18 protein-coding genes are annotated in these 16,865 nt (G+C 47.5%); 8 read left to right on the top strand and 10 right to left on the bottom strand.

The features are described from left to right. The first annotated feature begins 46 nt into the window (after nt 1–46). Nucleotides 47–1,942 carry a 30S ribosomal protein S1 gene (gene rpsA, locus ICL07_RS08895; protein WP_188087558.1) on the top strand — a complete coding sequence of 632 codons (1,896 nt, stop codon included), beginning with the start codon at nt 47–49 and terminating at the stop codon, nt 1,940–1,942. Nucleotides 1,943–2,111: 169 nt separating this feature from the next. On the opposite strand, the gene ICL07_RS08890 is transcribed toward rpsA, so the two are convergent. The 3 genes from ICL07_RS08890 to ICL07_RS08880 are packed head-to-tail and all read right to left on the bottom strand — an operon-like array spanning nt 2,112 to nt 3,810. Continuing rightward, on the bottom strand, nt 2,112–2,873 hold the full coding sequence (locus ICL07_RS08890) for a cyclase family protein (RefSeq protein ID WP_188087557.1): 762 nt from the start codon (nt 2,871–2,873) through the stop codon (nt 2,112–2,114). A 33-nt stretch (nt 2,874–2,906) separates the two neighbouring features. Beyond that, entirely contained in the window at nt 2,907–3,569 is a 663-nt protein-coding gene (gene hxpB / locus ICL07_RS08885) for a hexitol phosphatase HxpB (protein WP_188087556.1), read from the bottom strand. A gap of 40 nt (nt 3,570–3,609) precedes the next feature. Then, a complete protein-coding gene (locus ICL07_RS08880) occupies nt 3,610–3,810 on the bottom strand; it encodes a hypothetical protein (RefSeq protein WP_188087555.1) in 201 nt (66 codons plus the stop codon). Nucleotides 3,811–4,305: 495 nt separating this feature from the next. On the opposite strand from ICL07_RS08880, the gene ICL07_RS08875 reads away from it, so the two are divergent. The 3 genes from ICL07_RS08875 to ICL07_RS08865 are packed head-to-tail and all read left to right on the top strand — an operon-like array spanning nt 4,306 to nt 7,813. Beyond that, the gene (locus ICL07_RS08875; RefSeq protein ID WP_188087554.1) at nt 4,306–6,417 is read left to right on the top strand and encodes a nitrite reductase; all 2,112 of its coding nucleotides are present in this window, start codon (nt 4,306–4,308) and stop codon (nt 6,415–6,417) included. Nucleotides 6,418–6,446: 29 nt separating this feature from the next. Then, entirely contained in the window at nt 6,447–7,223 is a 777-nt protein-coding gene (gene cobA, locus ICL07_RS08870) for a uroporphyrinogen-III C-methyltransferase (RefSeq protein ID WP_188087553.1), read from the top strand. Next, a complete protein-coding gene (locus tag ICL07_RS08865) occupies nt 7,223–7,813 on the top strand; it encodes a precorrin-2 dehydrogenase/sirohydrochlorin ferrochelatase family protein (RefSeq protein ID WP_188087552.1) in 591 nt (196 codons plus the stop codon). The genes cobA and ICL07_RS08865 overlap by 1 nt, the downstream gene beginning before the upstream one ends. On the opposite strand, the gene ICL07_RS08860 is transcribed toward ICL07_RS08865, so the two are convergent. After that, a complete protein-coding gene (locus tag ICL07_RS08860) occupies nt 7,814–8,155 on the bottom strand; it encodes a DUF488 domain-containing protein (protein ID WP_188087551.1) in 342 nt (113 codons plus the stop codon). Nucleotides 8,156–8,208: 53 nt separating this feature from the next. Between ICL07_RS08860 and ICL07_RS08855 the strand changes: the two genes are divergently transcribed. Beyond that, nucleotides 8,209–8,859, top strand: coding sequence for an HD domain-containing protein (locus ICL07_RS08855; protein ID WP_188087550.1), 651 nt, complete (start codon nt 8,209–8,211; stop codon nt 8,857–8,859). Between the two features lie 164 nt (nt 8,860–9,023). Here the strand turns inward: ICL07_RS08855 and ICL07_RS08850 are convergent, their stop codons facing one another. Next, the gene (locus tag ICL07_RS08850; protein WP_188087549.1) at nt 9,024–9,545 is read right to left on the bottom strand and encodes an acyl-CoA thioesterase; all 522 of its coding nucleotides are present in this window, start codon (nt 9,543–9,545) and stop codon (nt 9,024–9,026) included. A 339-nt stretch (nt 9,546–9,884) separates the two neighbouring features. Here ICL07_RS08850 and pyrG point away from each other — a divergent pair, with 339 nt between their 5' ends. The 3 genes from pyrG (at nt 9,885) to ICL07_RS08835 (ending at nt 14,617) form a co-directional block, all read left to right on the top strand. Beyond that, nucleotides 9,885–11,537, top strand: coding sequence for a CTP synthase (gene pyrG / locus ICL07_RS08845; RefSeq protein ID WP_188087548.1), 1,653 nt, complete (start codon nt 9,885–9,887; stop codon nt 11,535–11,537). A 230-nt stretch (nt 11,538–11,767) separates the two neighbouring features. Further along, nucleotides 11,768–13,615: a membrane protein insertase YidC gene (gene yidC, locus ICL07_RS08840; protein ID WP_223151788.1), complete on the top strand. Its 1,848-nt coding sequence runs from the start codon at nt 11,768–11,770 to the stop codon at nt 13,613–13,615. Nucleotides 13,616–13,690: 75 nt separating this feature from the next. Next, a complete protein-coding gene (locus ICL07_RS08835) occupies nt 13,691–14,617 on the top strand; it encodes a M20/M25/M40 family metallo-hydrolase (RefSeq protein WP_188087546.1) in 927 nt (308 codons plus the stop codon). A gap of 44 nt (nt 14,618–14,661) precedes the next feature. On the opposite strand, the gene ICL07_RS08830 is transcribed toward ICL07_RS08835, so the two are convergent. The 5 genes from ICL07_RS08830 to ICL07_RS08810 all read right to left on the bottom strand — a co-directional run bounded on the left by ICL07_RS08830 (nt 14,662) and on the right by ICL07_RS08810 (nt 16,830). Then, nucleotides 14,662–15,282, bottom strand: coding sequence for a SprT-like domain-containing protein (locus ICL07_RS08830; protein ID WP_343070995.1), 621 nt, complete (start codon nt 15,280–15,282; stop codon nt 14,662–14,664). A gap of 6 nt (nt 15,283–15,288) precedes the next feature. Beyond that, nucleotides 15,289–15,675, bottom strand: coding sequence for a hypothetical protein (locus ICL07_RS08825; protein WP_188087545.1), 387 nt, complete (start codon nt 15,673–15,675; stop codon nt 15,289–15,291). Next, on the bottom strand, nt 15,675–15,896 hold the full coding sequence (locus ICL07_RS32780) for an AtpZ/AtpI family protein (protein ID WP_188087544.1): 222 nt from the start codon (nt 15,894–15,896) through the stop codon (nt 15,675–15,677). Before ICL07_RS32780 ends, ICL07_RS08825 begins: the two co-directional genes overlap by 1 nt. Further along, entirely contained in the window at nt 15,865–16,284 is a 420-nt protein-coding gene (locus ICL07_RS08815) for a bactofilin family protein (protein WP_188087543.1), read from the bottom strand. The genes ICL07_RS32780 and ICL07_RS08815 overlap by 32 nt, the downstream gene beginning before the upstream one ends. Nucleotides 16,285–16,425: 141 nt before the next feature. Next, nucleotides 16,426–16,830, bottom strand: coding sequence for a hypothetical protein (locus ICL07_RS08810; protein ID WP_188087542.1), 405 nt, complete (start codon nt 16,828–16,830; stop codon nt 16,426–16,428). Nucleotides 16,831–16,865: the final 35 nt, after the last annotated feature.

Genomic DNA, 16,865 nt, shown 5'->3' with positions numbered 1-16,865 from the left:
AATAAAAACAGGGAGTCCGGGTATTCCGGATTTAAATTTCATTTTTATGAGCGAAAACAACATTATTAACGAACAAAACGCAGAACAACAGGCACCGCAGGCAGCTGCGGCAGAAACTGCGACAAAAAAGGCTCCTGTAGTTGAAACTGCCCACGACGATTTCGATTGGAGCGTGGACAAACGTAACGTTTCTTCTTACAGCAAAGAAGAAAAAGAAAAGTACGATCAGACTTACGACAGCACCTTCAAAGTGTTTGAAGAAAACACCCTGCTGAGCGGTACTGTAGTAGGTATCACCAACACTGACGTGGTTATCAACATCGGTTTCAAATCCGACGGTTTGATCTCCCTGAACGAATTCCGCGACTTACCGGGTCTGAAAATCGGTGACGAAGTGGAAGTGCTGGTAGTAGAAAAAGAAGACCGCGATGGTAACCTGCACCTGAGCCGTAAACAGGCTCGTCAAAAACGTGCATGGGAAAAAATCGTGGAAGTGTACAAAACAGGCGAAGTGGTTACTGGTACCGTTACCAGCAAAACCAAAGGCGGCCTGATCGTGGACGTATACGGTATGGAAACATTCCTGCCTGGTTCTCAGATCGACGTGAAACCGGTTACCGACTACGACCAGTTTGTAGGCAAAACCATGGAGTTCAAAGTGGTGAAAGTAAACGAAACCATCCGCAACGCCGTAGTTTCCCACAAAGCACTGATCGAAAGCGACATCGAACAACAGAGAGTGGATATCATCTCCAAACTGGAAAAAGGCCAGGTATTGGAAGGTACCATCAAGAATATCACCGACTTTGGTGCGTTCATCGACCTGGGCGGTCTGGACGGTCTGCTGTACATCACAGACATCTCCTGGGGCCGTATCTCCCATCCGAGCGAAGTGCTCCAGATGGACCAGAAAATCAACGTGGTTGTACTGGACTTCGACGACGAAAAACGTCGCATAAGCCTGGGTTACAAACAACTCACTCCGCATCCGTGGGATACTTTACCAGCTACTATCACCGAAGGTGCTAAAGTTAAAGGTAAAGTGGTTAACATCGAAGACTACGGTGCATTCCTGGAAATCATGCCGGGCGTAGAAGGTCTGGTGCACGTTTCTGAAATCTCCTGGGCTTCTACTCCTATCAACGCTAAAGAATTCTTCAAATTAGGCGAAGAATACGAAGCAGTGGTAGTTACCCTGAGCAAAGACGAACGTAAAATGTCTCTGTCTATCAAACAACTGACAGAAGATCCATGGTCTACTATCGAAACCAAATTCCCGGTTGATAGCCGTCACAAAGGCATCGTTAAAAACATCACTCCTTACGGCGTGTTCGTTGAACTGGAAACTGGTATCGGCGGCATGATCCACATCTCCGACCTGAGCTGGATCAAACGTTTCAACCACCCATCTGAATACACTAAAGTAGGTAACGAAATAGATGTAGTAATCCTGGGTATTGATAAAGAAAACCGCAAACTCAGCCTCGGTCACAAACAGATCGAAGAAGATCCTTGGAACACTTTCGAAACTATCTTCCCGATCAACTCCGTACACGAAGGTACTGTGGTGAAGAAAGATGAGAAAGGTGCTACTGTTCAACTGCAATACGGCCTGGAAGCTTACGCTCCTGCCCGTCACCTGAGAACAGAAGACGAAAAACCAATCAACGTTGAAGACGTGAAAGAATTCATGATCATCGAATTCGATCGCAGCGAAAAACGTATCCTGGTTTCTCACACCAGAGTATGGGAAAAAGCACAGGCTGAAGAAAAAGAAGCTGTTGTAAAAGAGAAAAGAGCTGAAGCTGACAAAACCCGTAAAGCAGTGAAAAACATTCAAGGCAAAGTAGAAAAAGCTACTTTAGGTGACCTGGGTGCACTGGCTGAACTGAGAGAAAAACTGAAACAATCTGAAGGTGGCGAAGAAAAAAGCGCACAATAAGATCCGTTTCAACAAATAATAAAAAACCCGTTCTGAACCATCAGAACGGGTTTTTTTATTGAGAGATTTTTTGATTTACGGATTTAGGGATTTGAAATGCAGCGAAGACTAACATATAACATAATCTTCGCTGCATTTCAAATCCCTAAATCCGTAAATCAAAAAATCCCTAAATGATAGCTACCACACGGGCCGGCGCAGCACTGGCGCCTTTTATTTTCAAGGGAAAAACGGCTACTTTAAAACCATAGGCGGGTAAAGCACCCAGGTTCACCAACTGCTCCATGTGGCAGTATTCTTTCTGCTGCCCCACCAGGTGAGCCTGCCAGAAATAATTATCTTTACCTTCTGCCTTGGCCTTTTGTACCATGTATTTTAAAGGAAGATCAAATCCCCACTGATCAATCCCCATCACTTTCACCCCCTGGTCTATCAGCCAATGGGTAGCTTCCGCACTCATACCAGTGCCCCGCATGGGATACTCACGGGTACCAATGTACTGATCACGGCCGGTATAAATTAATACAATAGTACCCGGCTGAATCACCGCACCCGTCTGTGCGAGATTTTCCCGTATATCCGCCAGCGTTATCTCCTCGAAATCGGCCTTGTGGGTCATGTTGATGACCACCCCTTCGCCATAACACCATTCCAAAGGTATCTGATCGATGGTTTTGGCAGGCTGACCATTCACTTCCGGCGCATAGTGCCAGGGAGCGTCTATGTGAGTGGCGGCATGTACGCCCATACTCACAATTTTATCGTCTGCCCAGCCCTGGAATCCTTTGGGGAAAAGCTTTGCCGGCAGGCCCAAAAAAAACCGGATCAACGATTTGCTTTGCCGGTGTGCCTTGTGTTTGATACGGATACGCATAAACCAGGGGTCCTGTTTATTGTATTCGATCGTCTTAGACAGGTCGATGATTTTCATGGTAATAACATGGGGTTGAAATGAAGGATGTATTTAGTGTTCCAGTAAAAGCAACAGGCGCTGGTCGTTGAAATCCAGCAGGGAGCTCAGCTGCATATTGGCCAGTGCATACCGCGGATCGTGCCGGTTGTGCGGCTCAGGTACCACCACGGTGGTCATACGCGCTGCTTTGGCGGCAGTCATGCCGGTAACGGAGTCCTCGAAGGCGATACAGTCCAGCGGATCGCTGTTGAGCGCTTTGGCACAGGCCAGGTATACGGCAGGATGTGGTTTGCCATAGTCTTCAAATTCGGCGGAATACACTGCCTGGAAGTGTTCACGGATGTTTAAATGCGCCAGTACGGCTTCAATCAGTCTCAGGGGAGAAGAAGAAGCCAGCCCTATTTTAAAATCTCTCTCTTTGAAAAAATCGAGGATATACTGTAATCCTTCCATGGCTTTACCTTCCGCAATAATTTTGGCAGTCACGCTGTCAATGATTTCGTTGGTAACCTGGTCGGAACTTTTACCTTCCCATTTAAAGTAACTGTGCCAGTAGCTCACCACCTCGCGGGTACGAAGCCCCGTCGTTTTGTGGGTTAGTTCGGGCGAAAGGGTAACGCCTACCGTTGCAAACACTTCTCTCATCGCTATGCCCCATAGTGGCTCGGAATCCACCAGGAGGCCATCCATATCAAATATTACCGTATTGATCATAATTCCATTTTACGCCGCAAAGATAACAAGGGGCATGGAATTAAAACAAACTCACAATGGCCTGTGCCAACCCCGCGGTTACAGCATTTATGATCATAACTATTGCCCGGGTGGTGATGCTCATTTTGTCCGGGGCGGTTCCGCTGTATAAAAGTACCAGCGATATCAACAGTAACGGTACCAGCGTCCATCTATATCCGGTGGTAGCCCATCCGGAGCGGGTCTTTTTCATTTCTTTCATAGCCAGGGTTTCAGCGGGTGTTAAAAACTTCGGTTATTGAAAATAATGAATATTTATAATATATTCATTGGCTACCACCCATAACAAAATGTTATCCCCGATAAGCGCAGGTTATAATGAATAAGAAAATATTAAACTCTATCCGGCTGATTATCAATATATAAAATAGAAAATCACTCGCTTGGGCACTTGGCCAGCCCTTAGCTCTTCCTCTTCTATCCACCCAAAAAAATTTTTGGAAAGACGAAGGGCATTTCTATCTTTGTATTACTCTACTAAAATTATAGGGAATATGGATAATGAGGAAGCGATAATGAACAGCCACCGTCATAATTGTTGTTGCATAGCAGCAGCGGACCGCGTGTAGTATGCAACACAGATAAGTTTATTATACTAATCTCAGTTATACGAAAGCCTCCGCAAACGTCGGGGGCTTTTTTGTAGCAACCAATATCAACATCCAGCGATTTTTACCACCACCTGAAAATACTTTTTATGCAAAGCTTCAGAACAGAACTTGAAAATCCCATTGTAGAACAGGATATCATCGACCTGGAGAAGAAGATCCGCCTGTTTCGCGAAGGGGCTATCACGGACGAAAAATTCCGTAGCCTTCGCCTGGCGAGAGGGGTGTATGGTCAGCGTCAACCCGGTGTGCAAATGGTGCGCATCAAATTACCTTATGGTAAAATGACCCTGCAACAGTGGCAACGTATCACAGAAGTATCAGACGAATATGCTACCAGCAACCTGCACCTGACTACCCGCCAGGATGTGCAGATCCACTACGTAAGCCTCGACAGAACACCGGAGCTGTGGCACAAGCTGGAAGAAGATGGCATCACCATCCGCGAAGCCTGCGGTAATACCGTCCGTAACATAACGGCCTCCGACCGCGCCGGCATTGATCCGGAGGAACCATTTGATATAACGCCTTATGCAGACGCTACCTTCCGCTATTTCCTGCGCAACCCTGTCAGCCAGGAAATGGGACGTAAAATTAAAATCTCTTTTTCCTCTTCAGATAAAGATACTGCCTGGTCTTTCATGCACGACTTCGGTATGATCCCTAAAGTAAAAATCATCGACGGAAAAGAAGTGCGTGGTTTCAAAGTACTGGTAGGCGGCGGCCTGGGCGCACAACCCTTCCTGGCCAAACCGGTATACGAATTCCTGGAAACAGACCTGCTCATTCCCTACATCGAAAACGTACTGCGCGTGTTTGACCGCTACGGCGAAAGAACCAGCCGTAACAAAGCCCGCATGAAATTCCTCATCCAGAAAATCGGGATGGAGGAATTTGAACGCCTCATCAAGGAAGAATACAAAGCGGTGAAAGTGAAAAGCGTACCCATCGACGCGGATGCCTGGGTGGCTACTGCTCCGCCCGTGATCGGCGCAATACCGGCCTACTCCATTAAGAACCCTCAAAAGTATGAAGCCTGGAAAAAGACCAACGTCTTTGAACAGAAACAAAAAGGCTACTATGGCGCCTATGTGAAAATCACCCTGGGCAACATCGGTTCCGCTATCAGCCGGCAACTGATTGAAGCGCTGCGCCCGGTCATCGCCGATGATGTAAGGGTAACGGCCAACCAGAACCTGCTGTTTAAATTTATCCTGCCGGAACACCTGCCTTATGTGTACAGTGTATTGGAAACAGCCGGTTTCGCGGAACCAGGATTCGACAGTATCGCCGATATCACCGCCTGCCCCGGCACTGATACCTGCAACCTGGGTATTTCCAACAGCACCGGTATTTCCAAAGTACTGGAATCGGTGATCATCGATGAGTTCCCGGACCTGATCTACAACAAAGACATCAAAATAAAAATCAGCGGCTGTATGAACTCCTGCGGCCAGCATGGTATCGCCAGCATCGGCTTCCATGGCTCGTCCATGAAGAGCGGCGGTAAAGTATTGCCGGCTCTCCAGGTACTGCTGGGCGGCGGTATCGTAGGCGACGGCATTGGACGTGTGGCCGATAAGGTGATTAAAGTGCCCAGCCGCCGGGGTCCGGATACATTACGCAGCCTGCTGCACGACTACGAAATCAACGGCGGGGAAAATGAGCTGTTCAATCAATATTATGACCGTCAGGGAGAGAAATATTTTTATGAACTGCTGAAACCACTGGCAGACCTGACTACGCTTACACCCGGTGATTATATCGACTGGGGCCAGGTAGAAAATTATGCCACTGCCATCGGCGTAGGGGAGTGTGCAGGCGTAATCATCGACCTGGTAGCTACCCTGCTGCTGGAAGCGGAAGAAAAAATAGATCTCGCCAACATCGCCATCAGCAACGGCGCTTTTGCAGACGGTATCTATCACACCTACGCTTCTTTTGTACAGGGCGCGAAAGCACTGCTGCTCAGTGAAAATGTTAGCGGCAACACACAGATAGGTATCATCAACGATTTCGATAAACACTTCGTGGCAACCGGCAAATTCAGCTTTGACACGGATTTCAAAACACTCGTTTTGCAGATTAACGCGAACGAGCCTACGGAAAGTTTCGCTAAGACATATTTCGGGCAGGCACAGGCTTTTTATAATGCAGCACAGGTTTACCGGCAGAAAACCGCTGAACCGGCGCAGGCATAAATTTTCATCATCACTTAATACTACACATCATGCAACAGATACAACCGAAACTCACATTGGTAGGCGCAGGTCCCGGCGATCCGGAACTGATTACGGTAAAAGGGCTGAAAGCCATCCAGGAAGCCAAAGTGATCCTCTACGACGCTTTGTCCAGCAATGAATTGCTGGATTACGCTCCGGCCGGTTGCCTCCGCCGTTTTGTAGGAAAACGGGCGGGCATGCATGTGTACAGCCAGGATGAAATTAACCGCATGATTGTAAAATATGCGCTCAGCTACGGCAGCGTGGTAAGGCTCAAGGGCGGCGACTCATTTGTATTCGGCCGCGGACAGGAGGAAATAGCTTTTGCACAACAGTTTGGCATCACGGCAGAAGTAGTACCGGGTATCTCCAGTGCTATTTCTGTCCCCGGTGTCAATAAAATCCCCGTTACCGCCCGCAACGTCAGCGAAGGTTTCTGGGTGATTACCGGTAATACCCGCAACGGCAACCTCTCCCGCGATCTGGAATTTGCCATCCAGGCCAATACCACCGTGGTTATCCTGATGGGTATGAGCAAACTGGCAGAAATAGCCGGCATCTTCGCCGCCAGCGGTAAAGGCGATACCCCCGCTGCTATTATCCAGAACGGAACACTGCCCGATCAGCAAATCGGCATGGGCCGCGTAGCAGATCTGACGGAGATCGCTGCGGCTCAACAGCTCTGCAATCCTGCCATCATCGTAGTAGGGGAGGTAGTACGATTTCATGAAGATTTTGCCACACTTCAAACTAAGGTAGCCGCTGAACTTAAAATCGCTGTATAATGGAAAATCAGTTATTCCCGGTTTTCTTTAAGCTCAACCGCCTCCACGTACTCGTGGTAGGCGGTGGCAACATTGGACTGGAAAAGGCGCACGCCATCCTGCAAAACAGCCCGGATAGCAATATCACCGTGGTGTCGCTGGATTTCCTGCCCGAACTGGAGACGTTGGTGCACCAGTATCCCAATGTGGAACTGATCCGCAAACCCTTTTCCTGCGGCGATCTGCTGGGGAAAGACCTGGCAATAGCGGCTACCAATAACCGGGAACTGAATTATGAAGTCTGGGAGAAGGCAAAAAGTGCCAGAGTATTAATTAATGTGGCGGATACGCCGGAACTGTGCGACTTCTACCTGGGCTCTATTGTACAAAAAGGCAACCTGAAAATTGCCATCTCCACCAATGGTAAGTCGCCTACCGTGGCCAAACGCCTCAAACAGGTGCTACAGGAGGCCATCCCGGATTCGCTCGACGAGGTTTTACATAAACTGGTCATCATCCGCAACAAACTCAAAGGCGATTTTGCCGCCAAGGTAAAACAGCTGAACAGTATTACGGACGTACTCGTAAGACCGGAAGGCGAAAACGCCTGATCAACCCTTCAGCACTTCCAGCAATACCTGCGCCTGGTTGTGCTCCGTGTCTTTAGCCCCATATAACAAGGTAACGCGGTGATGTTTGGCCCGCTGCCGGATCTCTTCCAGCAACTCTTTTTTGTCTTTCAGTTCTGCCAGGTAACGGGTACGGAATTCGGAGAACTTACCGGTTTCATGATGAAACCATTTACGCAGCGCATCACTCGGCGCAATATCTTTAAGCCATTCATCCACATGGGCTTTTTCTTTGGTCAATCCCCTTGGCCACAGGCGGTCTACCAGGATACGGTATCCATCGCTTTCAGAAAAATCTTCATATACACGTTTAGTCTGTATCATATCCTGATAACGGCCTGAAGGCCGGAAAAGTTTTACGTATTATCTTTACCGTTATGCAAAATAATCAGGAAATTATCGATGCTACGGTAGCATATGTAAAAACAACGCTGGAAGGGGCGGAAGGAGGCCACGACTGGTGGCATATTTACAGGGTATGGCAGTTATCCCGCCAGATTGCAGTCCATGAAAAGGTGGACCAGCTGATTGTAGAGCTGGGCGCCCTGCTGCACGATATTGCAGATTCCAAGTTCCACAACGGCGATGAAAATATCGGTCCGGAGAAGGCCCGTGCTTTTATGACATCGCTGGGTTTGCCGGAAGTGGTGAAGATTCATGTAGAAAATATTATCCGGAATATCTCCTTCAAAGGCGGGCATAACAACGGTGGTTTCCGTTCTCCCGAACTGAACGTGGTGCAGGATGCCGACCGGATGGATGCCATCGGCGCCATCGGTATCGCCCGGGCTTTCAATTACGGCGGATTTAAGAACAGGGCTATTTATGATCCCACCATCAAACCCGTGCTGGAAATGACCCGGGAGCAGTATAAAAACAATACCGCCCCTACTATCAATCACTTCTATGAAAAACTATTGTTGCTCAGGGACCGTATGAATACCGCTACCGGTAAAGCGATGGCGGAGGAAAGGCACAGGTTTATGGAGGTGTTTCTGGAGCAGTTTTATAAAGAAGCAGAACTATGATGGTCATGATTTTTACTGATTTCGCTGATTAGCGGAGATCGTAGCGAAGATGAAAGAACTTGAAAAAAGCATCCCGTTTGATAACGATATCAAACGGGATGCTTTTTTACATTTATAATATGTTTTCGATCTCCGCTAATCAGCAAAAATCATAAAAATCCGGGTTACTTGTCGAAGAATAGTGCCTTCAGCTCATCCGCATCTTCCGGTTTCATCTTGCCACCCAGTATCAGGCGAAGCTGGCGACGGCGGAGGGCGCCCTCATATAATCTTTTTTCTTCTTCTGTGTCGGGGATGATACCAGGAACCGGACGGGAGTTGCCGTTAGGGTCCAGGGCTACGAAAGTCATGAATGCTTCGTTGGATTTGTAGCGGTATTGTTGTACCGGGTCTTCGCCCCATACGCGCATATGTACTTCCATGGAAGTATTGAAGGCGCGGCTTACTTTAGATTCAATATGTACCACGTTACCCAGTTTAATGGGATTCTCGAAAGAGATATTATCAACGGAGGCGGTGACCACGGGGGCGCTGCAGTGTTTCATACAGGCCAGTGCAGCCGCAATATCCATCCAGTACATCAGGCGGCCTCCCATGAGGTTGCCGAAAGTATTGGTATCGTTGGGTAAAACCAGTTCCGTCATCTGTATGAGCGAGTCCTGCGCTCTCTTAGGCGTTAAAGTCATCTTTTTATTTATGTATTTCGGACGCAAATTTACAGTTTCTATTTGGTAGGAACGAAAGTCTCTCTCAGGAATGAAAAGGTGAATGCAGGTTTTTAACAAATAATTTCGCTCACTTGAAAATTCTTTAAAACGCACTGTGGTTCAATGATAAGAGCTGAACAGAAACCCGCAAAAATTAACAAACAAATAAAACCACTGCGTAAAAAACTTGGGAGCGAAGCAAATTTGTGTAACTTTGCATGACCTCCGGAAGTAGTTTACTTGACAGGTATAACACCAAACGCAATCTGGCACTTCCCCCATTATAGGTCAAGTATTTTTAGCTGAATTTTAGTTTTTATGGCAAAATATATCTTCGTTACGGGAGGTGTTACTTCCTCTTTGGGTAAAGGAATTATAGCTGCTTCGCTGGCAAAACTCTTGCAGGCGCGTGGCTTTAGAGTGACTATTCAGAAGTTCGATCCGTATATCAATGTGGATCCGGGAACGTTAAACCCTTATGAGCACGGGGAATGTTACGTAACAGAAGATGGCGCCGAAACCGATCTGGACCTGGGGCACTATGAGCGTTTCCTGAACACGCCTACTTCCCAGGCCAATAACGTGACTACCGGCCGTATTTATCAGACTGTTATCAACAAGGAAAGAGAAGGCGCCTACCTGGGCAAAACCGTTCAGGTAATTCCGCACATCACTGATGAAATCAAACGTCGTATCCTGCTGTTGGGTAAAGATGGTAAATATGATATCGTGATTACTGAGCTGGGTGGTACTGTCGGGGACATCGAATCACTCCCTTACATTGAGGCGGTACGTCAGTTACAGTGGGAACTGGGCGAAGAAGACTGCCTGGTAGTACACCTCACCCTCATTCCTTACCTGCGTGCAGCGAAGGAACTGAAAACCAAACCGACACAACACTCCGTTCGCCTGCTGAGCGAATATGGCGTACACCCCGATATCATCGTGTGCCGTACGGAAGAACCCATGTACCGCGATCTGAAAAAGAAAATCGCCCTGTTCTGTAATGTACAGGTAGATGCGGTGATTGAGGCCAATGACGTACCCACTATCTACGAGGTGCCACTGGAAATGATGCGCGAAAAACTGGACGTTTCCGTACTGAAAAGACTGAACCTGCCAGTGGAAAAAGAGCCGGAACTGACCAAATGGCGCGAGTTCCTGGATAAACTCAAATATCCTAAATCTAAAGTTACCATCGGTTTGATCGGTAAATACGTGGAACTCCAGGATGCCTACAAATCCATCCTCGAATCCTTTATACATGCCGGTTCGCTCAACGAGTGCAAGGTGATTGTACAGAATATTCACTCTGAACATCTTACACAGGAAAATGTGTGTGAAAAACTGAAAAACCTCGACGGCTTGCTGGTGGCGCCGGGTTTCGGACACCGTGGTATTGAAGGTAAAATCGTGGCTATTCAGTATGCCCGCGAAAATGACCTGCCTTTCTTCGGTATCTGCCTCGGTATGCAGATGAGCGTGGTGGAATTCTCCCGCAACGTACTCGGCCTCAAAGATGCACACTCCGTGGAAATGAACCCGGACACCGCTCATCCGGTGATCAACCTGATGGAAGAACAAAAGAAAATCACAGCCAAAGGCGGTACCATGCGTCTGGGCGCCTATACCTGCGACCTGAGACCAGGTTCCAAAGCATCTGAAATCTACGGTGGTGCTACTACCATCAGCGAAAGACACCGTCATCGCTATGAGTTCAACAACGACTACCTGGAACAGATCGAAAACGCCGGCATGATCCCTTCCGGTAAAAACCCGGAAAGCGGCCTCGTGGAAATGATCGAAATCCCTGGTCACCCGTTCTTCGTGGGCTCCCAATTCCACCCCGAGCTGAAAAGCACCGTGGAAAGCCCCGCTCCACTCTTCGTTTCCTTTATTAAAGCCGCTAAACAATACGCGGAAAATAAAAATGGTAAAACAAAAGTGGCGGAAGAAAAAGTAGCCCAGTAATCTTTATATATAATTACTGAATAATGTATAATATTTAAAATGCAGCGGATAGGCCAGGCAGCCGTATTCGCTGCATTTTAAATATATAAATAATCGGAAAATCAGGAGCAGCCCCCGTTTTAGCCGGTGCCACCATGGGTTTTACCTGTTTAACAGGCCTTTCACCTAAAAAGGGGTGCTCAAATGATAAATCATGCTTACCTTTGCTGCCTAAATTTTAATTGCATTTCATGGATAGAAATTCGGTTATTGGGTTTTTAATGCTAGGTGTTTTACTGGTAGGATATATTTTCTATAACCAGAAACAACAGGGAAATATCGCCAGGGAAAAAGCCAGGCAAGATTCCATTGCCAATCTGAACAAGCCTAAAGCGCCTGTTGCCGATTCACTGACTGCCGCCGTTAACGGTGGTGGTACACTGGATTCCGCCCACCAGGCACAACTGGCCGGAGAATTTGGCCTGTTCGCTGCTGCTGCAGTAGCCCCGGTACAAACAACAGTGGTGGAAAACGACGACGTAAAAGTTACTTTCTCCAATAAAGGTGGTCAACCGGTTAGTGTTCAACTGAAGAAATTTAAAACCTCTGAAGGAGGTCCTTTAATGCTGGCCCAGGGGTCTTTTAACCGCCTCTCTGTGGAAGTACCAGCCAGCGCCAACAAAGTACTGAACAGCGCCGACCTGTTCTTTACCGCCAGCCCTGTTCAAAAACTGGCAGATGGCGCCCAATCCATCAGCTATCGCCTGAATACTTCCAACCCGGCTATCTACCTGGAATATATTTATTCTATTAAACCAGGCAGCTACATCGTTGATTACAACGTACACGCGGTTGGTTTTCAGAACATTCTCCCCGGCAATCAGAACTACCTGACCCTGCAGTGGAACAGCCAGAACGACAAACAGGAGCATGACATGGAAAACGAGCGCCTCAACAACCAGGTGCACTACATGTTTGCCAACGATAAACACGACTATTTCACCCTGCAACGTACCAGCCACGAAAAACTGGACAACAAACTGAAATGGATCAGTGTAAAACAACAGTTCTTTAATACCACGCTGATCGCTAAAAGCGGCAACTTCGACGCGGCAGATGTGAACACCAAAGTGCCACAAAGCGGTAACATCGTAGGACAGGCATTCACTACCCTGCAAATTCCCTACAACCGCGCCAACGATTTCTCTTTCCCGATTGAAATCTACTACGGCCCTAACCACTATAAAACACTGAAGTCCTTCGATCTGGGCCTGGAAAAAATCATTCCTTTGGGCTCCGGTATCTTCGCCTTCGTAAAATATGTGAACAAATGGATCATCATCCCGGTATTTAACTTCCTCAGCGGATTTATCGGTAACTATGGTGTGATCATCATTCTGCTCACTCTCTTTATCCGTTTGCTGATAGCACCTTTCACCTACCAGAGCTATGTGTCTCAGGCGAAGATGAAAGTGCTGAAACCGGAAATTGATGCACTGCGCGCTAAACATGGCGATGACCAGCAGGCTTTTGGTATGGAACAAATGAAACTGTTCAAGAGCGCCGGCGTAAACCCGCTGGGTGGCTGTTTACCGGCACTGCTCCAGCTGCCTATCCTGGTAGCGATGTACAGCTTCTTCCCGTCTTCCATCGAGCTGCGCCAGGAAAGTTTCCTGTGGGCGAAGGACTTGTCTACTTACGACTCTATCCTGAACCTGGGCTTCAATATACCCTTCTATGGTAACCACGTCAGCCTGTTCACCATCCTGATGACTGTAACCAGCTTGATCCTGGCCTTCTACAACCGTGGTATGACCGATCAGAGCAACCCGGTAATGAAGTATATGCCTTACATGATGCCCATCATGCTGCTGGGTATCTTCAACCGCCTGGCTGCGGCCCTCACCTTCTACTACTTCCTGTCCAACGTGATCAGTATCCTGTTGCAATGGGTACTCCAGACTTTTGTCATCAACCACGACAAAATCCATGCGCAGATCCAGGAAAACAAGAAAAAGCCTGTTTCCAAATCCAAATGGCAGGAAAAGCTGGAAGAAGTGCAGCGCCGCCAGCAGGACATGCAACAGCGCAAAAAATAAGTACCGCTAATTATCCAAAATAAATAGTGAAAGCCCCCAGCCAACAGCTGGGGGCTTTTTTCAACCGATAGTCATATGAAGAAAAGCTTGTTATTGATGATGATGCTGGCAGGGGGAATGTCTGCCGCCTATGCACAGGACACTATTCCGGATGCACGCCGTATTCAGGAAACCGTAAATTATCTCGCTTCCGACAAACTGAAGGGGAGAGGTACCGCCGAAAAAGGAGGACGCACTGCCAGTCGTTTTGTAGCCCGGCAGTTTAAAAAACTGGGACTGAAACCCGCTAACGGCAACAGCTATTTCCAGGATTTTACCTTTGACCGCAATGCACATAAAAATATTTCCAGTCGCAACGTGGCTGCATTCCTGGATAACGGCGCCGCCCGTACGATTATCATCGGGGCACACTACGATCACCTGGGCACCGCCGGTCTGTTTGATGGTAAATACCCGATCGGACAAATTCATAATGGCGCCGACGACAACGCTTCCGGTGTGGCTGGCCTGCTGGAACTGGCCCGTCATTACGTAAAAAACGCGGGTAAAGAACCCTTTAATTTCCTGTTTATCGCCTTCGGCGGAGAAGAGCTGGGGTTGCAGGGTTCCAGATATTACACCGCGCATCCCCTGATGCCGCTGGATAAGGTGCACTTTATGCTCAACATGGACATGATAGGCCGCTATAGTCCTGAAAGAGGCATTGGTATTGGTGGTTACGGCAGTGCACAGGAATGGCCGGAGGTGTTTAAAGATGTACAGCAACCAGGTATTAAATATTTCACCGATGCTGCCGGTAAAGGCGCTTCTGATCATCATAACTTTTATATCAGTAAAGTGCCGGTCCTGTTTTTCCACACCGGCGGACATGATGATTACCATAAACCTACGGACGATGCGCCTAAGCTGCAGGCCGCTGCGGAAGCCGGTATTCTTCAACTGGGTATACAGCTGATCAATAAAGCGATGGCTTACCCCGTATTACACTATGCAGGAGAGTAAAGGTGGGCAAATCCCCAAAATCCGTAAATCCGTAAATCAAAAAATCAATCCACCGGTTCTACTTCATAAACCGGGCTAAACAGATAAATACGTTTAGACGCTACCTCTTCACAGCGGTAGCGTTTTCTTATTCTTTCCCCCTTACGGAAGATGCGGCCGTCTTTAGTTTTGAAGAGTTGATGGAGGGGAAGTTGTTCTACCAGGAAGTGGGTGTCTTTACGGGCGTCGTAATTGCGCAGTACGCGCATCAGGTTCTCGTCGGCGCAGCTGCTGGCGGCGGGATTCATCATACTTTGGCGGACAGCCCGTTCCACATCCTCGGGGAGGTAGCCTTTGCCTACGAAGCTGCGGAGAATAACGGAAAACTCATGTTTCCATTCTTTGCCATGAGCGGCTACCTGGTTGGCATATTTATTAAAGGTGGTGAGATGAGCGATCTCATGCAGTAAAGTAAGGAGAAAAGAATATTTATTCAGCGATCCGTTGACGCTGATCCGGTGTCCTTTTCCATGTCCATCGGGGTGACGGTAATCACCCAGTATGCTTTGCCTTTCCCGGGTGATGGTGAGATGCACTTTATATAATTGCAGAAACTCCATCACCTGGTCAAAGGTGCCATCGGGCAAATAGGACGCTAATGCATGCAGGGGCGCCTCTTTTTTCACTGTCAGTTACTTTTTTAGCCTGGTAAGCCGGAAGAGGCTCCACGTTTCAAATACAGTATACAACAGGTACAGGAATAGCAGCAAAAAGATCGTCACTTTGCTGACGTTAGGCCGGTAAGAAAGTACGTAGACGGCAATACCAATTACGCACAGCATCAGTTTGCTGAGGGTAGAACCATATACTGCGCGGATGAAGGCATTGTGGTTGGCAGAAGCGAGCCCTTTACGGCTCATCAGGTAGGAGGCCAGGGTGATCAGGGCCAAAGCCAGATTGCCGGCCATCAGCACATACACATGCAGGCCGTTGTCCAGCAATCTGGGTTTGAATAATATGATCAGACCGTTTAATACGCCAAAAATCGAAAATAATCGGATTAAAAATCTATCACTCATTACCGACGGGTGTCTTTTATAATTTGCCACAAAAGTATGGCTAAAGCCAATAAAGAAAAAATGATCAGGAATACAGGAAACTTCCAGCCAATTTTTTGGTCCAGTTTATATCCCGCAAATACGCCTAACCCTAATGTGGTCATCATCTGAAACGCCAGTCCGGCATAGCGCAGCACCGGATTATTGCGCTTATTCGGCTTCCTGGAGGACGGATTTTCCATGTTTCTGTGTTTCCGGCTGCTGGTCATCCATGTAGCAACGGCCGTTGAATTTGGCTGTTGGCTCCATTTCAAAATGTGCCGTGTAAACGTCGCCTTTTACCAGGGCGTTGCCTTTCAGGAACAGCAGTTCATCTACTTTAATAATACCAGTTACTTTACCCAGGATGTCTGCGCTCTGACATACCAGGTCGCCTGTAATGTCGCCTTCCGGACCTACCACGATCTTGGCTTTCGTTGATACCAGCCCGTTTACCTGGCCGTCTATCCGGATATCCCCTTCACATACGATATCGCCCTGGATAGAAGTGCCGCTGCCTATAATGTTAACAGTCGATGTAGGCAACAACGCCTTGTTGTCTCCCTTTGAGTTTGATTTGTTATTAAACATAGGTTTTCAGGTTTTTCAGCTTTAATAATGTAAGATAATTAAAATATGTAAATATTTATTTATTTGATAATTTGGTTATTTTGCAGATATGGGTTTCCCCCGAACAATCACTATCAAATAAATAAAAGTTTAGTTCTGGTCTTAGTACGTACTGTTGTCTACTTTCGGCACTTTTAACATGGTGGTGTCCAGCTTGCCGGTAAATTCCCCGTTGATCACTTGTTTGATGTTTTTCAGATAGCGGTCCCGCTGATTAATGGCTGTTTCCAGGGAGTCCGCCCTCATTTTCAGGTGGATAAACTCCTTGCGCTGTTTCAGGTCTCCATAGCCGGGGATATAGTAACGTAATGGTGTAAATACCACCGTAGCCACTGTAATGGCTACCAGTAACACAAACAGGGTACTCAAAGCGATATACACACTCATTCTGGACAATTTGAAAGATGTAACTTCTTCATAGGTGTCTTCATTCATAATTACCAGACGGTACTTATGACTGAATTTCTCAAGGTTTCTTCTGCTGGTTTTTTTCCCCTTCTTGGCCATTTTTCTGGTGTGCTTATAGAGATTTATTCGTTTTC

Origin of the sequence: Chitinophaga qingshengii (genome assembly GCF_014529935.1) — a bacterium.
Taxonomy (GTDB): domain Bacteria; phylum Bacteroidota; class Bacteroidia; order Chitinophagales; family Chitinophagaceae; genus Chitinophaga; species Chitinophaga qingshengii.
This window is presented reverse-complemented; position numbering and strand designations above follow the sequence as displayed.

Bases quoted from the DNA above. Each gene is read 5' to 3' on its own strand.
- rpsA (WP_188087558.1), top strand. From the start codon at position 47: ATGAGCGAAAACAACATTATTAACGAACAAAACGCAGAACAACAGGCA.
- ICL07_RS08890 (WP_188087557.1), bottom strand. From the start codon at position 2,873: ATGAAAATCATCGACCTGTCTAAGACGATCGAATACAATAAACAGGAC.
- hxpB (WP_188087556.1), bottom strand. From the start codon at position 3,569: ATGATCAATACGGTAATATTTGATATGGATGGCCTCCTGGTGGATTCC.
- ICL07_RS08880 (WP_188087555.1), bottom strand. From the start codon at position 3,810: ATGAAAGAAATGAAAAAGACCCGCTCCGGATGGGCTACCACCGGATAT.
- ICL07_RS08875 (WP_188087554.1), top strand. From the start codon at position 4,306: ATGCAAAGCTTCAGAACAGAACTTGAAAATCCCATTGTAGAACAGGAT.
- cobA (WP_188087553.1), top strand. From the start codon at position 6,447: ATGCAACAGATACAACCGAAACTCACATTGGTAGGCGCAGGTCCCGGC.
- ICL07_RS08865 (WP_188087552.1), top strand. From the start codon at position 7,223: ATGGAAAATCAGTTATTCCCGGTTTTCTTTAAGCTCAACCGCCTCCAC.
- ICL07_RS08860 (WP_188087551.1), bottom strand. From the start codon at position 8,155: ATGATACAGACTAAACGTGTATATGAAGATTTTTCTGAAAGCGATGGA.
- ICL07_RS08855 (WP_188087550.1), top strand. From the start codon at position 8,209: ATGCAAAATAATCAGGAAATTATCGATGCTACGGTAGCATATGTAAAA.
- ICL07_RS08850 (WP_188087549.1), bottom strand. From the start codon at position 9,545: ATGACTTTAACGCCTAAGAGAGCGCAGGACTCGCTCATACAGATGACG.
- pyrG (WP_188087548.1), top strand. From the start codon at position 9,885: ATGGCAAAATATATCTTCGTTACGGGAGGTGTTACTTCCTCTTTGGGT.
- yidC (WP_223151788.1), top strand. From the start codon at position 11,768: ATGGATAGAAATTCGGTTATTGGGTTTTTAATGCTAGGTGTTTTACTG.
- ICL07_RS08835 (WP_188087546.1), top strand. From the start codon at position 13,691: ATGAAGAAAAGCTTGTTATTGATGATGATGCTGGCAGGGGGAATGTCT.
- ICL07_RS08825 (WP_188087545.1), bottom strand. From the start codon at position 15,675: ATGAGTGATAGATTTTTAATCCGATTATTTTCGATTTTTGGCGTATTA.
- ICL07_RS32780 (WP_188087544.1), bottom strand. From the start codon at position 15,896: ATGGAAAATCCGTCCTCCAGGAAGCCGAATAAGCGCAATAATCCGGTG.
- ICL07_RS08815 (WP_188087543.1), bottom strand. From the start codon at position 16,284: ATGTTTAATAACAAATCAAACTCAAAGGGAGACAACAAGGCGTTGTTG.
- ICL07_RS08810 (WP_188087542.1), bottom strand. From the start codon at position 16,830: ATGGCCAAGAAGGGGAAAAAAACCAGCAGAAGAAACCTTGAGAAATTC.